We start from the raw sequence: 14678 nt of genomic DNA on the forward strand, positions 1-14678 counted from the left end.
TTTCTTAATTTATCACTAGTTTCCTTTGTGTTTATTGGATTAATAATGTCAATAGCATTTATTGAAAGTGTAAAGAATGACCAGGATAGCAAATTAATTAAAACATATATCACGTATCCATTTTCTACATTAAACTATGTATTTTCTAAATTAGTGATCTTCATAATTATGGATATAATTATATTGATTTTTGGCTCTATAACATCATTTTTTATTATAGGGTATATGAATATTAAAGTGCTGGAATTACTAATTTTTAATTCATTTTATATAATATTTTCAATAATATCCATAGGGCTTATATCAGTTACATTGTCAAGATTTAATATATTATCTGAAATCATTACAATATTCTACTATTTAATAATATTAGTTATTGCACTTAGCAGCATATCAATAAAAACAGTATTAAAATTATTTCCATTTTTTTATTATTTTCAGTTATTATTACATTTTAAAGCAGGATACAATATATCTAATTTAATTTTTATGCCGTTATTATTTATAGTTTTTATAATACTTGCTCTTATGTTATTTATGTATTTTAAGTGGAAAATACTTTATAATTTTAAGTAATTTTATTTTTTAATGCAAGAAATATTAATTTTTCACCTCAAATAATTTTATTTCCACGTCTCCAGATGAATTTACACACTATCTTCTTTCCGCTCATCTATATAGTTCTTTATGTATGGTTATATGATGAAATAACGTAAACGATGCATTTTTACACGATAATATAATAAATTTACAGGAAATTCGATAGCAGCTATTCAAAAGATGGCTTGTGGATACCATAATAGAGAAGATTTTAGAAAAGCAATATACTTCCACAGCGGCAATCTAAAGTTTAACTCAGGGTTCACTGAAATGTCAGTAGATTCACTGTTATTAGGCTATTTACATCAGATTTCATATGGTTTGCCTGCATAACCTGAAAAACAATATTTAAACCGGCCATATGTTTTCAGTTATGCCAACTTTTATATTTTCATGGATGCTTATAGATTATATGGGAACAATTTTTTACGTGTACCTCAGTCAGGATGACCCAAAGAAATCAACCATGAAAAAGCTGGAAAGATATGGGCTGGCCATTCAAATACCATTAAATAAAATATATAACAAACTTTACCTTACGCCCTATTCTGACAGTTTTCTGGTCAATTCCCACAGAAAATTGTTCGAGGAAAAGGGACTTGTTGTTGTTGATGGATCATGGAACAGGATAAACACAATAGAAAACCTTAAGGGCAAAAACGGGAAAAAATTGCCTCTCCTTCTTCCTGTTAATCCTGTAAATTATGGGAAGCCTGGAAAATTATCCTCACTGGAGGCCCTGGCTGCAGCCCTCTATATCATGGGGTACTCAGAACTTGCAGAAGATGTAATTTCAAAGTATTCATGGGCACAGAATTTTATAAAGACAAACATTGAACCCTTGAATGACTATATGAAATGTACCTGTGACAGTGATTGTATAAGGATCCAGGGTTACTATTTCTGAACAGCTTTCCACTGTCCATCTTTCAACTCATATGTTCCACAAGCATATTCTGAAAATATTTTTTTAATGGGTTCTCTAAAATTATCCGGCATTATTGACATAAGGAAATTTTCATATGGCATAATATGCAATCCGGCAACGTGTTCCACATTTTCACTATTTCCTGAATAAAGGCCAATACGTGATTCAGCATAAATTCTTTCATCGGGGTCAAGCCGGAGCCTGGCCTTTGAAATTCTATTTTTCAGGAGTTTTATATCATTGTCTGAATACAGTATGTCCTGGGGCTTTCCACCAGAAGCCTCAATGAACAACAATATGCCAAGGCATTTAGAGCATTTTCCGCAGGGGTATATTGTCCCATTCTTTTCATGGCATGAATGGCATGACCTTTGCCGCAGGAATAAATATCTGTACCGTTCCATGAGTATTTTCTCCTCCAGGTATCCTGTGACTGGATAAACTATGGAATATACCTCGGCATTTATGCCCTTATTTCTGAAGTAAATGGAAAGCATATTATTGAAATCATAGGTCTGGTCAAAGATTCCATAGTAATATTTCAGGCCTTTATAATCTGTCATTTCCCGTGGATCATCAAACTCATCACCCATGATGATATTTCCAATGGAATATTTTTTGAGCAGCGGCAGCAATAAAAATATGTATACAGGAAAAATGAAAACCTGAATCGGGTAATCATCGGATAGTATGTCTATCTTTTCCAAATTTACTATTTTTATGTGCTTAAGCATTTCATGGTAGAAGCGGTCTGTATTGGACCATACCTTCATTGCATTCTTGAAATTTTCCCTGTAATAATCGTAGGCCGTTTTTGCAGTGAGCCAGTGGGAACCGGATTCCTCAAAATAGAAGGAATAATTATTCTCTGGCCTGTTTATTTCATTGAAAATTCCGAAGGCCAAGAGACTTTCCTTGCCCCCAGAAGACATGATGGCTACCCTGTCCCTGAAAGTATTCCAGTGGTTTTCACCATTATATTTCTCAGGGCAAACAAGTTCCGTTACACCATCTGCATTGGCACTATTGATATCCTCCTCAGATGGTATAAATTCTGGTTTTATGTAGTCATATCTCCTGTTTATTATCTTATTTATAAACACTTCATGGGCATTTATTTTCATAAAATTTTTTATCAGCTCAATATCATTGTCTGATACGGGAAAATTCAATGTGATCTTCCTTGAGAAATAGGTGAAATTTATGACAGGCATGGTAAGTATTAGCCCTGCTATATTCCTGTCCACATCAATATCTTCGGCATATGTAAAAATCAATCTGTATGAAAAATCATCAAATTTTATGTTTCCGATTATTCTTCTTTTTTCAATGCCCGCTATATTTACTTCAATATTATCGAATGAAATCACACTGTCAATGTACATGTTCCGGCACCGCTTCAATAGATAATGCAATAAAGGTTCATAAATCTGTTATAACTCCTGTGATACTTTCAAATTCCTGGAGTGGGTCAAATACAGGTATGTTGTATTTCTTCTCCAGCCTTGTTTTCTCCTGCCCTATTTCTGATTTTTCCATATTTTCTGTATTTAGGGATATTGCTATGACCTTCTTGTTTGAAACCAGTTCAAGGACTTTTATATATTTCTCCAGAGGCTCAATTGGGTATTCCGGGAATCCATCGTAAAATCTCCTTTTAGGTGCATGCTGAAGTATTATGGCATCAGGACGCATGGCCCCTATTATCTCAAATCCTCCAGGATATGCAGGGTGCAGAATAGATCCCTGTCCCTCCAGGAACATATATTCAGGATGTTTCTCCTGCCATGCCTTATATGTTATATATTCAAGTGAACCTGCAACAAAATCATTTATGATAGAATCCATTACAACTGTATATGGAAATCCCTGCATCCATGATGTTTGCCCGGTGCCTATGAGTTCAGAATGTTTTTTCTGCCTGTTTATGGCATCATTGAGATATATTGCTGTTGTCCTTTTGCCAATGGCACTGTCTGTTCCAAGCACTGCAATTTTTTTGGACTTCACCTCTTCTATCTTTCCCGTGAATGAGTATTCATAACTATTAAAAATCTTCCTGACATCGGTTATATCCACACTGTACTGTTTTGCAAGCCTCTTGAATTCACTGTCATTGCTTATGTACTGATGGAGCCCGTTTACTATGTTCATTCCGTTTTCAATGGCTTCAGAGACGTATTTCCTGTATTCCACCGGAAGATAACCCCCATCCGTGGCAACGCCTATTATAAGGGTTGTGGCACCCATTGTTTTTGCCTCCTGCACAGTACTGATTATCCTGATGCCATTCTGCCTTCCCATAAGGACATACCCTGCATCCATTCCATAGTACCTGGAGTCTATGACTGCGATAATCTCATATTTTTTACTGTATCTTACAAGCCCATTGGCCGTTTTTCCATAGGTGGTGGCAAAACAGCCCTCAGAAAGTACTACTGCCTTTTCCATTATTTATCACTTCCAGTTAATACAACGACACAGGTGTTATTCCCCGCAAATTTCAGGGCTGCTACAGCAGCAGAGGCGGATGCCGGCAGGACGGATAAATTATCTATCTTCCTGAAACCATCCGATAATTTTATCATATCATTGTCAGAAACATATAACGCCTTTCCATGTGTTTTATACAGTGCCTCCAGTGCCTTCTGCCCATCGTATGACCTGTAGGCTATCAATGGTTCATTAACATATGTTTCAACTATTTTTTCCTGGTCAAGTTCAACTATATTCCTGAATCTATTTATGTAGGAATATATAACAGGGTTTCCGGCAACTGTGCTGGCTGCAATGAATTTTGGTATTTTGTCTGTTCTTCTTTCCCTGTATAATTTTTGAAATCCATAATATATGCCGTAAAATGTTGTACCGTTGCCCACAGGAACAGATACATAGTCAGGAGCAAAACCAAGCTGGTTGTAAATTTCATATGAAATTTCACTGTATCCAGAAACATCTATGCTTTTATTGGGTGATCCAGGACTTGCATCATACCAGTTATTTTTGTTTGCCTCATCCCTTATATATTCAACTATTTCCTCATATTTTAATGGTTTTTCTATTATATCTGCACCGTAGGCTGCAATTTCCGCATGTCTTGAATTTGAATAATCTGAAGGTATTCCTACTATGGCCCTTATTCCCATTGCCCGTGCATAATAGGCTATTGAGGCTCCATAATTCCCGCATGTTGCCACTGAAATCTCAGTATATCCATGTTCTATGGCATTTTCAACATGTTTCCTGGAAATTCTGTCCTTCTGTGTTCCCGTGGGGTTTGCGCCCTCATATTTTATAAAAAAATTGCTTCTTCCGAGGTAATTTCCCATGTCAAAATCCCTGATTAAGGGACTACCTGGTGGCTTGTCTTCTGATTCTATTTCCATTTTTTTCACTAATAGAGTAATAGCTAAAATTCATATATAAACATTGGGCATTTATATATCAGATTTTCAATATCTCAAGGCCATATGTATCGGCTATTCTGGCAATCATATCCTTTGCCCTTCCCTTCGTACCATGTGCGTCCATCAGAAACCCTTTGCATTCAGGTGTTTTCTTCACAGCGTTTTCAACTTCAAATTCTGAAATAATTCCATGCACGTATTTCGGTATAATATGCCCTATGTTTATCTGATTTTCAAAGAAATAGCTGCTGAGTTTAGGTGCATAATGACCTCCACCAACTCCCACAAAGTTTCCAAAGTCCTTCTTCTCCCCCTCAATTATGGATTTTACCATTAGATCGGCTATGCCTGGCTGCTTCCATTCCTTTTCGCTTGTGCCGATCTCTATAAAATATGCAGGTTTCTCCATATATGGGCCGTGGTGTGTGGCTTCAAATGTAATTTCAAAATAATCTCCGGAATAATTGGCTTTTATAAATCTTAATGAGGAACCCATGCCTACCGGATCTGAAGGAACTATTGCATTGTCATGCCCTCCAAGTTCTGCCTTCCTGAAATTCCCTATAGGGTGTACAGTCAATGATTTTACATCGGCCTGGGATGAATGCTTTGACAGAAAAATTACCTTTTCAACATCATCGCCCAGGTTTTCCATGTTCTGATATATATGAAGAATATCAATAAATTTTAAATTATAATTTTTATATTCATAAAGACTGTCATTTATCTTTTTAAAGCTATATATCTCCAGTAATTTGGACGCCATTTCCATGCTTGATCCATCTTTCTTCGAGGCGATAAGCAAAATCATATACTGCCATTAAAAAATCCATTATAATATTTATTATGCCATTTTTATGTATTATTTTTTGTAGAAGTAATAATTAAATACTTAAATTTCAGTGAGGTTTTTATGAGATACAAAGCTCTAATAGCAATTATAACAACACTGGTGATAGTCTTATCGGTATCAGCAATGGTACCCCTGAGTTCAGGAAACCAAGTGGCTCCTTCTGGGACGTCGGCTAATTTTGGTATGAATCTAAGTGGAAGCATAAATAACCATTTTCAGCACATGCACAATTATGGGGCACGGCTTTCATATAACACAACGACCGGGAATATAACGGGAAAATACCTCACTGCAAATTTCAACAGCACAACAGGAGTATTCTCAAACGTGACATATAACCTTACATCTACAACTATAATAAGCAAAATGTATGCTAACGGGACCTCAATAACAGGTTTAAACTTCCCATTCATTGGTTCTAGCCACACTCCGTCCATTAATGCAAGCGCATTTGGAAGCATGTTTCTGTACGTAAACACAACATCATTCTTTGTAATGCACAATAATCCCGCCCTTCAGAGCAATATGATGGTAAACAATGGAACCCTGTATCTATATGTTCCATCCACCGCACACATATACAACACAACAGATAACTTTCAGGCCAGTGCATCAGCAGATATGAATATGAATGAACAGGCAAACGCATCAGTATTCAAAAATGCAAACTTCGCAGATCATACAATGATCAATTTCAATAACGTTGTAAATGCTGGAAGGAAGATGATAATGATAGACAACAATGGGACAGTTGCAATGCTGTTCGTGCATAACGGGAATTTTAAAATAACAAAGAACGAAATAATAATAAATTCCACCGCTTCACATGGACCAGTTCTCGTCAACATGGTAGTTCCACCCGGACTTCAGAAAACGTCCAACAACAGTATGGTAATTAACAATATCATGAAGGGGAAAATATCATCACAAATAGCTTTAAACTATGTTAATGGAACGATTGCAAACAGTACAATCAATTACAACTCTTCCATACACTTCATGTACACAGGCCACACAAGCTCAACGAATTCCTTTGATGTAAACTCTAGTGTTAACCACCATACCATAGTGGCAGTATTCATAGGCAATAATATGACAAAGAACACTGGACATGCATATGTCAAATTTGATGGAAAGATTGCAACCTATGTTACCATGTCCGCTCTTGTTAATGAAACAAGTACTACACATGCCTATTATTCATACACAAACACATCTTCAGGAATGTATGTATTTATGTACATACCCCATTTTTCGAACCATACTATGGTGGTATCAAATGAACCTTTCAAGAACAGTAGCTACACGGAGTATTACATAGGAGGAGGCATCATAGCGGTACTGGCACTGATCGGTGTTGCTGCATATGTTATCAAGAAAAAGAAATAATTTTTATAATTTAAACTAAAGGTAAATATACCTTTTTATATTATCTATTTAATGTTAAATAGAAGTGATGAATTTCTTGAAGATGCACTTTTTATTAGAGAACTGGCCAGGAAGCATAATAAATTTTTTGAGGAAAGCATTCCACTTATAGCTTCAGAGAACATAATGAGCCCCATGGCCATGGAAATGCTCCTTACCGACCTTGGATTCAGGTATGCTGAGGGATTGCCACATAAAAGATATTACCAGGGAAACCAGATAGTGGATATTATAGAGGACAAGGTAACGGATCTGGGCAGAGCGCTTTTCAATGCAAAATACGTGGATCCAAGGCCGCTTTCAGGAACAAACTCCAACATGGCAGTTCTGTACGCCTTTACGAAGCCCGGAGAGACAATAACGACACCTGCCCTTTCAGGGGGAGGCCATATAAGCTCGGCACCATTCGGAGCAGTGGGTTTCAGAGGGCTTAAGACACGTAATTACCCATTTGATGTGGATGAAATGAACATAGACGTGGACGGGACAATAAAGTTGCTTAAGGAGGTAAAGCCCAAGCTTGCATGGTTCGGTCAATCTGTATTCCTTTTTCCCACTCCACTTAAGGAACTCCGTGAAACCCTTGATGAAATAGGTGCTACAGTGGTTTATGATGCCGCACATGTACTCGGTTTGATAGCTGGCAGGCAGTTCCAGGATCCATTGAGAGAAGGGGCGCAGATAATTACCGGGAGTACTCATAAGACACTTCCTGGCCCACAGCATGGCATAATAGTTGGGGAAACAGATGAGGAAAAATGGAAAAAAGTTCAGCGGGGCGTATTTCCGGGAACATTAAGCAATCATCATCTTAATGCAATGGCCGCATTGGGAGTCACACTTGCAGAGCATCTTGAATTCGGTGAATCATACGCAAAACAGATCATAACGAATGCCCAGATACTGGGATCGGAATTGAGCAGCTACGGTTTCAAGGTTCTGGGAGAAAAGAACGGGTACACAAAATCACATACACTGGCAATAGATGTTTCCAGTAATGGTGGCGGAAAGGAAGTTGCTGAGAAACTGGAAAGTTGCAACATAGTTCTGAACAAAAATCTTTTGCCACTTGATGACAACAAGAAATCAATGAATCCTAGCGGAATAAGGATAGGAACACAGGAGGTCACAAGAATCGGCTTCAAGGAATCGGACATAAAATACGTTGCCGAACTAATTAGTGATATAATAATAAAGAAAAAGGACCCGGAAAAAATGAGAGAAAAGGTCAGAGAGTTCAAATCACAGTTTGATGAGGTAAAGTACTGCTTTGGGAAATTCAGGCCATACCAGTACATTGAACTTTTTAAATAAGTTTTATCTGATTTTATTTTTTATTAAATTACATAGAAAATATCATTTTTGTTCTTTACAATAATAGTTTTAAACATACGCAAATGCTTACAATAAAAACATTGATGCAATTACAAATGAAATTAAAACTGGAATAAAAAATCGATAAATAATATTACACCTACCAAATTTCATATAATTACTATTAAATTTATTATTTAAATTTTTAATGATAATCTCTGTGTTGTCATCATTTCTTAATTTTTCAAATGCAGAAATTTTTGAATAATATTTTGCTATTGCTATGCCATAAATTTGAAGAGGTTTTATTGGTGGGTCTACTAAACGGTTATTATCACCTTTGGTTAATATTCTATTTTTTTTAAATCCAACTATTCTATGTGTCACAAATCTGCCTTTGGGTATAGCATTATAAAGTATCGATGGTTCATAGGTTATTATATCTCCTGCATTATAAACATAATTTGAGTCTATTAACTTAACAATTATGTAATCATTCGCATACAATTCAGGTTTCATGCTATTCCCAATTGTTTGTGTCATCATTAAACTATTATCATCAAGATAGTCATATAATGGCTTTAGTTTAGTATTTTTATAATAAGACGATCTAATATTTTTCATAATTATCATTATGGGATAGGCTAATGCTATTGTAGAAATAAAAACCAGATAAAATATTTCATCAATTGTTATGTTTCCACTGCCAGCGATTACAATAAATAACACAACTCCAGCACCCAATGACGAAAATACCAATTCATCAAATTGAAAAATTTTTTTCAATATTACATTATAAAAAAATGCAATATATACCATGACCATAATAAAATCAAATAGATAAACAGCATGATACCAGATCACACTATGATTTACAACCAAATTAATCTCAATAGGCCATGCTACTAGGAATGCATAAATCGACAATAAAAATCCCAATATTGTTAGTTTTACCGAATAATTTTTTTCATGAAAATAATGTATATTTCTATTTTTATTTATTACCGAGTTAATCATAATATAAAATATTAGGAATGCGGTTCCTGAGGCAATAGCAGTACCCAGTATTTCAAGTATAAGTTGCGGCAATATGATACTTAGTTTACCTGTTATTATTAGATGCATGAAAATAGGCGTGGTTATTAAACTGTCACTGATAATAACACCGATGGTTGGAATTAAAAATAAAAAGGACCCTAAATATATCTCTGCAAGGAATATTAAATTCCTGATTATTATAATTGAAGTATCAGTTTTTATATTAGGGTTCGTCGGAAAATTGCCATTTTCCTTTAATATTTGATTCAATATAAATGGGTAATGGAATACTATTAAGCTAAATAACGCATATGAAATAAAGAATAGAAGGAAAATTGAGATTCCTATTAAAAATATTTTATTAGTAAATGATGAATTAACTTCATGACCATTTTTTGATTTAATAATCAGAATTAACTGGATTATGAAAGTTAAATCAAAAAGGGAATACAATAATACCATTTTCAAGTTAAAATGATTTGTTTTTTTAAAGTATTCCCTGCTATTTATTAATGCAAATAAGGAAAGCATTATCACTCCTGTTACTGAATATCTAAGAAGTTGGTTTAAGTATATTATAGGAAAAATAGACAAATATTCCAGAGTAATAAGAGTGAAAAATAATACAGAAAAATATTTAGCTATAAATGATATCAATGTGTATGCTTTTACTGACATTATAATCAAGAGATTTTTATTATTGATATTAAACTAACTTCCGCAATTACATTATAAAGATGTAATTATTACGCTGGCAAGAATCACTAACCCCCAAGGCCCTAACCATGCTAGTATTGTTTCGTCGGCTATTCCTTCAGCTGCAGCCTCTCCTAATACATTCCCTACAGTAATCTTACTTAATATAGTTACAGCTAATCCCGAATTACCAAATAGAGCTGTTAACCCCAAAGCTGCCGAATGAAAACTTATTAACCCCTTTGAGTATGCTATTATTATTGCACTACCTCCAAGACTTACGCCAAAGTTGGTGGTAATCAAAATCAATGACAAACCAGCAATAAATAAGGACAGTGTAAAATACACCACTTTTTTATCTAATCCAATGGTAAATCTGCTATCCATATAAATAATAATACCCCAAGTATATATATATATATTTCGGCAAATCCTATGGCAGTTATCCATGGATTGACGCACATTAACATGCATAATTTTCGTGTTTCTGAAGATTAAGTGTTTCTCTGCTTTTATACATCTCAACAGTCTAATAAGGTTCCCTCTCATAAAACGCCAATTACTACATACAACATGTACTCTTTAGAACCCGGTATTTCCAATAAGAAATGATGTACAAAATAATTATTTCACAGTCATCATATAATTGCCATAGGGCAAATCTAGATGTCTATTGTACGATTTAATGTTATTCTATGCTGCAAACATTCTCTCTTCTATCAATATCTGAGCCCTGTCAGTTAGATATTACGTAAAGTCTATAATAAATTATTAATGAAATTTAACCTTCATATAATATATATTGTTAACAATGAAAGTTAAAGAAGTACGGAATTTATTGGAAATATATAGAAAAACTCTTAACGTTTATTCATCCGATGAGAAGAAACGTAAGGAAATTGGCAGGTAACAAAACTGTAGAAAACATGCTCGTCATGGGTGGTGAACATATTGCATCATTTCAGAATAATGGTAATATGAAATACCATCAGACTATTTTAGGTTCAATCAAAAAAGCAGAAGATTCAGGGAACCAAGTATTGAGGATAGTTAATCTAGACAGACACGACAATGAATTCGAGATTTCTGTTACCTGGAAATACAGAAAAGTGATAGAAACTGATCTTCTTGAACAGCCTGTGGATAACCCATACAGGAATCTTTCTCTTGAAGGTTTCAGGATAATAGGAAATATAAAAGCTAATGAGATTGTAACACTGAACATTGAGATCTGAGAAGGAGTCAAAAAGTATCCTGCTGATATCCAGAGAGATAATGGAGAAATAAAATAAATTTAAGTTGGAAATGTGTCACTGGCACAGAGTGTCATTGAACCTTAACCAGTGCGTTCAGTTCCTTGAAGACGTGATCAGGGATCTTAACATCAAGGGCCATTACATTGTCCTCAAGATGGGAAACGTCAGTGGCTCCAAGTACTGGTATGATGTTTATCCCAAGCTTGTCCTGCATTTTGAGTATCCACCCAAGAGCCAGTTGTGTGGGCTTCAAATCCATTTCTTTTGCCAGTTCCAGAAACTTTTCCACCGCATCCCTTGATTTATCCACACTTTCCTTAAAACCTTCTATATAACTGCCCCGGGTACCTTCCCTGATTCCGCCGGAGTATTTTCCTGAAAGTATGCCTTCTGCCAGTGGCACATAAGCGAGGAGCGTCATTGAATTCTTTTTTGCAATATCTGCCTTCTCAACCTCAAAATTGCGGTTTATGAGGTTATAGGATTCCTGCATCGTTACAAAGCTTTCCCATCCCCGTTCACCGGCAACTTTCAACATTTCACTAGTCACTGCAGCTGGGTGGTTGCTTGTACCAATATAATGTACAAATCCCCTGTGTACAAGATCATTCAGTATATCCATTGTTTCTGTGGGAGAAGTATATGGATCCTGCCAGTGAATCTGGTACAGGTCAACATAGGAAGTCTGTAGTCTTGATAGGCTTTCCCTGATCTGCCATGATATATGTTTTCTGGAAAGGCCACCTCCATTATGGAACCTGGCCACCTCTGCCCTTACCTTTGTTGCAACGACGAAGGATTCCCTCTCATAACCCTTCAGAAAATATCCCAGTATCCTTTCTGCGTTTCCAGACTTTTCAGGATGAAGGTGTGTTTCGCTTATGGTTCCATGGTAGGTGTTTGCCGTATCAAAGAAATTTATTCCAAGATCCATTGCTTTTTTGAATATTTTACTGGACTTTTCAACATCAACGTACAGTACTCCATCCGGATACTTCTTATCGGAGGGAGGAAGATGCCATGTCCCCAGTGCAAATTGTGAAACTTCCATTCCTCCTATGTGTTTGTATTCCATTAATGTCAAGTTTAGTATGTTTCATAAATTTTTGCATTAATAGTATTTTCAACTCTTTGCTAATTTTTGCTGAATAGGGGTTTTAGCAATCTTATTGGTATTCATTTTAACTTTGGAATAGTATGGTTTCTACTTGAGGCAATTATATCAGAATATTTCCAATTTTCAAATTATCAGCGAAATTTTACAATTTTATTAAAGTAAAATGTTTATATACATGCTAGCAATTGAAACTAATGTTATATAGGAGGGATACCAGATATGTCCGCTGAACAGAAGCCCTTGATTGTGCAGGGCGATGGAACCATATTCCTGGAGGTAGAACACGACCCGGATCATTTATGCAGGGACAGTATTCTTAGATTTTCAGAGCTTATCAAATCCCCCGAACATGTCCATACATATAGAATAACACCCCTTGCAATTTGGAACGCTGCTTCATCCAGAATTTCACTGGACGATATCATGGATGTGCTGATTAATTATTCAAAGTACAGTATTCCTCCAAATATAGAAATAAATATCAGAGACTGGTACAGCAGATATGGCAAGGTCAAACTGGTTCGAAATTGGGAGGAGCCGGAAGAAACGGATCATATTGATAAAATCCCCGATTCCATATATCTTGTATCGGACGATGACACGCTAATCCAGGAACTTTTGAGCAGGAAATCTATTGCACAGTATATAACTTCCCAAATTTCACCCTCATGCCTTGAATTGAGATCAATATACAGGGGGAGACTCAAACAGGCAATGATCAAGATTGGATATCCAGTGGAAGACATGGTCGGTTATCTCCCAGGGGATCCTATTGTTTTCGACCTGAGAAAGGTAACATTGAAGGGTAAAGAGCTTTCAATAAGGCCATATCAGAAAGAGGCCATGGAATCTTTTATGCATGGAAACAAAAGTGGCATAATTGTACTTCCAAGCGGGTCTGGAAAGACAGTTGTGGGGATGACTGTGATGAACAGAATTAAAGAGAATACCCTTATAATAACCACTGGAACTGTAGCTGTAAGACAGTGGATTTCAGAACTATTTGACAAGACTAGCCTTTCTCCCGGGACTGTGGGTGAATATACTGGAGATAATAAGGAAATTCTGCCAGTTACCGTTACAACATATCAGACACTTACATATTCGCCAAGAAAAAAAAATGCCGATGGGGATGGGACACAGGACCCGGACGCTGAGTCACCGGGAAATTTTACGGAGGAGCAGTCGTTCAATCTGGGGCGATATCCCCATCTTGAAATATTCAGGGCCAGAAACTGGGGGCTTATCATATATGATGAGGTTCATCTTCTCCCAGCACCTGTATTCCGTATAACAACGGAGATACAGGCAAAGAAAAGGCTTGGGCTCACTGCCACACTTATCAGGGAGGATGGCAGAGAGGAAGATGCATTTTCGCTCATAGGACCGAAAAAATACGATGCACCGTGGAAAGACCTCGAAAGGCAGGGGTGGATAGCAACTGCATTCTGCCATGAGGTGAGAGTTAATTTTCCCAGTGAGGATCTCAAGATTCAATATGCTGTTGCACCACCAAGGGTCAAGTACAGGATTGCAGCAGAAAACCCAACAAAGCTTGACGCCCTCAAATCTATTCTTTCACGGCTTTCCGGCGATGATTCAGTTCTCATTATAGGGGATTACATAGAACAGCTGGAGGCCATTGCTTCTAACCTCAATGCTCCACTGATCACAGGAAAAATGAGAAATTCAATGAGAGAAAAACTTTATTCGAATTTCAGGGAAGGCTCGGAAAAAATACTTGTAGTGTCAAAGGTAGCGAATTACGCAATAGATCTGCCCGATGCCAATGTGGCTATACAGGTTTCAGGAACATTTGGATCCAGGCAGGAAGAAGCCCAGCGGCTCGGAAGGCTTTTGCGGCCAAAATCATCTGGTGTATCGGCTAACTTTTATTCCATTGTTACAAAGGATACTGTTGACCAGGATTTTTCAATGAGGCGCCAGATGTTCCTCACAGAAAGGGGATACAAATACAATATATTGGAACACGGTGATCTGCTGAGGAATCTTTACTCGGCCACAGATGAGAATTAGATTA

13 protein-coding genes are annotated in these 14678 nt (G+C 36.4%); 6 read left to right on the forward strand and 7 right to left on the reverse strand.

Annotated elements, in window-relative coordinates:
- Both AMDU4_RS06950 and AMDU4_RS06955 read left to right on the forward strand, forming a co-directional pair.
- Positions 1–576 (forward strand): hypothetical protein (locus tag AMDU4_RS06950; RefSeq protein WP_290704497.1); only part of this gene is annotated, 576 nt, incomplete at its 5' end.
- Positions 577–973: 397 nt separating this feature from the next.
- Entirely contained in the window at positions 974–1507 is a 534-nt protein-coding gene (locus AMDU4_RS06955) for a DUF367 family protein (protein WP_290704500.1), read from the forward strand.
- Here AMDU4_RS06955 and AMDU4_RS06960 read toward each other — a convergent pair.
- Genes AMDU4_RS06960 through AMDU4_RS06975 form a run of 4 tightly spaced genes read right to left on the reverse strand, consistent with a single transcriptional unit; the run spans position 1498 to position 5746 of the window.
- Positions 1498–2913 (reverse strand): hypothetical protein, encoded by a 1416-nt coding sequence (locus tag AMDU4_RS06960; RefSeq protein WP_021787275.1) that lies wholly within the window; start codon positions 2911–2913, stop codon positions 1498–1500. The two genes, AMDU4_RS06955 and AMDU4_RS06960, sit on opposite strands and share 10 nt — an antisense overlap.
- 37 nt (positions 2914–2950) lie before the next feature.
- The gene (locus tag AMDU4_RS06965; RefSeq protein ID WP_021787276.1) at positions 2951–3979 is read right to left on the reverse strand and encodes a DUF1611 domain-containing protein; all 1029 of its coding nucleotides are present in this window, start codon (positions 3977–3979) and stop codon (positions 2951–2953) included.
- Entirely contained in the window at positions 3979–4914 is a 936-nt protein-coding gene (locus tag AMDU4_RS06970; RefSeq protein ID WP_021787277.1) for a pyridoxal-phosphate dependent enzyme, read from the reverse strand. The genes AMDU4_RS06965 and AMDU4_RS06970 overlap by 1 nt, the downstream gene beginning before the upstream one ends.
- Before the next feature lie 58 nt (positions 4915–4972).
- Positions 4973–5746: a D-aminoacyl-tRNA deacylase gene (locus AMDU4_RS06975; RefSeq protein WP_021787278.1), complete on the reverse strand. Its 774-nt coding sequence runs from the start codon at positions 5744–5746 to the stop codon at positions 4973–4975.
- A 102-nt stretch (positions 5747–5848) separates the two neighbouring features.
- On the opposite strand from AMDU4_RS06975, the gene AMDU4_RS06980 reads away from it, so the two are divergent.
- The gene (locus AMDU4_RS06980; RefSeq protein ID WP_021787279.1) at positions 5849–7177 is read left to right on the forward strand and encodes a hypothetical protein; all 1329 of its coding nucleotides are present in this window, start codon (positions 5849–5851) and stop codon (positions 7175–7177) included.
- 51 nt (positions 7178–7228) lie between these two features.
- Positions 7229–8530, forward strand: coding sequence for a serine hydroxymethyltransferase (gene glyA / locus AMDU4_RS06985; RefSeq protein WP_021787280.1), 1302 nt, complete (start codon positions 7229–7231; stop codon positions 8528–8530).
- 87 nt (positions 8531–8617) lie between these two features.
- On the opposite strand, the gene AMDU4_RS06990 is transcribed toward glyA, so the two are convergent.
- Both AMDU4_RS06990 and AMDU4_RS06995 read right to left on the reverse strand, forming a co-directional pair.
- A complete protein-coding gene (locus AMDU4_RS06990; protein ID WP_021787281.1) occupies positions 8618–10246 on the reverse strand; it encodes a S26 family signal peptidase in 1629 nt (542 codons plus the stop codon).
- A 51-nt stretch (positions 10247–10297) separates the two neighbouring features.
- Positions 10298–10651, reverse strand: coding sequence for a hypothetical protein (locus AMDU4_RS06995; protein WP_290704502.1), 354 nt, complete (start codon positions 10649–10651; stop codon positions 10298–10300).
- A gap of 491 nt (positions 10652–11142) precedes the next feature.
- Between AMDU4_RS06995 and AMDU4_RS07000 the strand changes: the two genes are divergently transcribed.
- Positions 11143–11499, forward strand: a complete 357-nt coding sequence (locus tag AMDU4_RS07000) for a glycosyl hydrolase-related protein (RefSeq protein ID WP_021787283.1) — start codon at positions 11143–11145, stop codon at positions 11497–11499.
- A 91-nt stretch (positions 11500–11590) separates the two neighbouring features.
- Here AMDU4_RS07000 and AMDU4_RS07005 read toward each other — a convergent pair whose 3' ends face one another.
- Positions 11591–12595 (reverse strand): aldo/keto reductase, encoded by a 1005-nt coding sequence (locus AMDU4_RS07005; protein WP_021787284.1) that lies wholly within the window; start codon positions 12593–12595, stop codon positions 11591–11593.
- Between the two features lie 261 nt (positions 12596–12856).
- Here AMDU4_RS07005 and AMDU4_RS07010 point away from each other — a divergent pair, with 261 nt between their 5' ends.
- Positions 12857–14674 carry a helicase-associated domain-containing protein gene (locus AMDU4_RS07010; RefSeq protein WP_021787285.1) on the forward strand — a complete coding sequence of 606 codons (1818 nt, stop codon included), beginning with the start codon at positions 12857–12859 and terminating at the stop codon, positions 14672–14674.
- The last annotated feature ends 4 nt before the right edge of the window (positions 14675–14678 follow it).

The organism is Ferroplasma sp. Type II, assembly GCF_000496155.1.

Bases quoted from the DNA above. Each gene is read 5' to 3' on its own strand.
- AMDU4_RS06955 (WP_290704500.1), top strand. From the start codon at position 974: ATGCCAACTTTTATATTTTCATGGATGCTTATAGATTATATGGGAACA.
- AMDU4_RS06960 (WP_021787275.1), bottom strand. From the start codon at position 2,913: ATGTACATTGACAGTGTGATTTCATTCGATAATATTGAAGTAAATATA.
- AMDU4_RS06965 (WP_021787276.1), bottom strand. From the start codon at position 3,979: ATGGAAAAGGCAGTAGTACTTTCTGAGGGCTGTTTTGCCACCACCTAT.
- AMDU4_RS06970 (WP_021787277.1), bottom strand. From the start codon at position 4,914: ATGGAAATAGAATCAGAAGACAAGCCACCAGGTAGTCCCTTAATCAGG.
- AMDU4_RS06975 (WP_021787278.1), bottom strand. From the start codon at position 5,746: ATGATTTTGCTTATCGCCTCGAAGAAAGATGGATCAAGCATGGAAATG.
- AMDU4_RS06980 (WP_021787279.1), top strand. From the start codon at position 5,849: ATGAGATACAAAGCTCTAATAGCAATTATAACAACACTGGTGATAGTC.
- glyA (WP_021787280.1), top strand. From the start codon at position 7,229: ATGTTAAATAGAAGTGATGAATTTCTTGAAGATGCACTTTTTATTAGA.
- AMDU4_RS06990 (WP_021787281.1), bottom strand. From the start codon at position 10,246: ATGTCAGTAAAAGCATACACATTGATATCATTTATAGCTAAATATTTT.
- AMDU4_RS06995 (WP_290704502.1), bottom strand. From the start codon at position 10,651: ATGGATAGCAGATTTACCATTGGATTAGATAAAAAAGTGGTGTATTTT.
- AMDU4_RS07000 (WP_021787283.1), top strand. From the start codon at position 11,143: ATGAGAAGAAACGTAAGGAAATTGGCAGGTAACAAAACTGTAGAAAAC.
- AMDU4_RS07005 (WP_021787284.1), bottom strand. From the start codon at position 12,595: ATGGAATACAAACACATAGGAGGAATGGAAGTTTCACAATTTGCACTG.
- AMDU4_RS07010 (WP_021787285.1), top strand. From the start codon at position 12,857: ATGTCCGCTGAACAGAAGCCCTTGATTGTGCAGGGCGATGGAACCATA.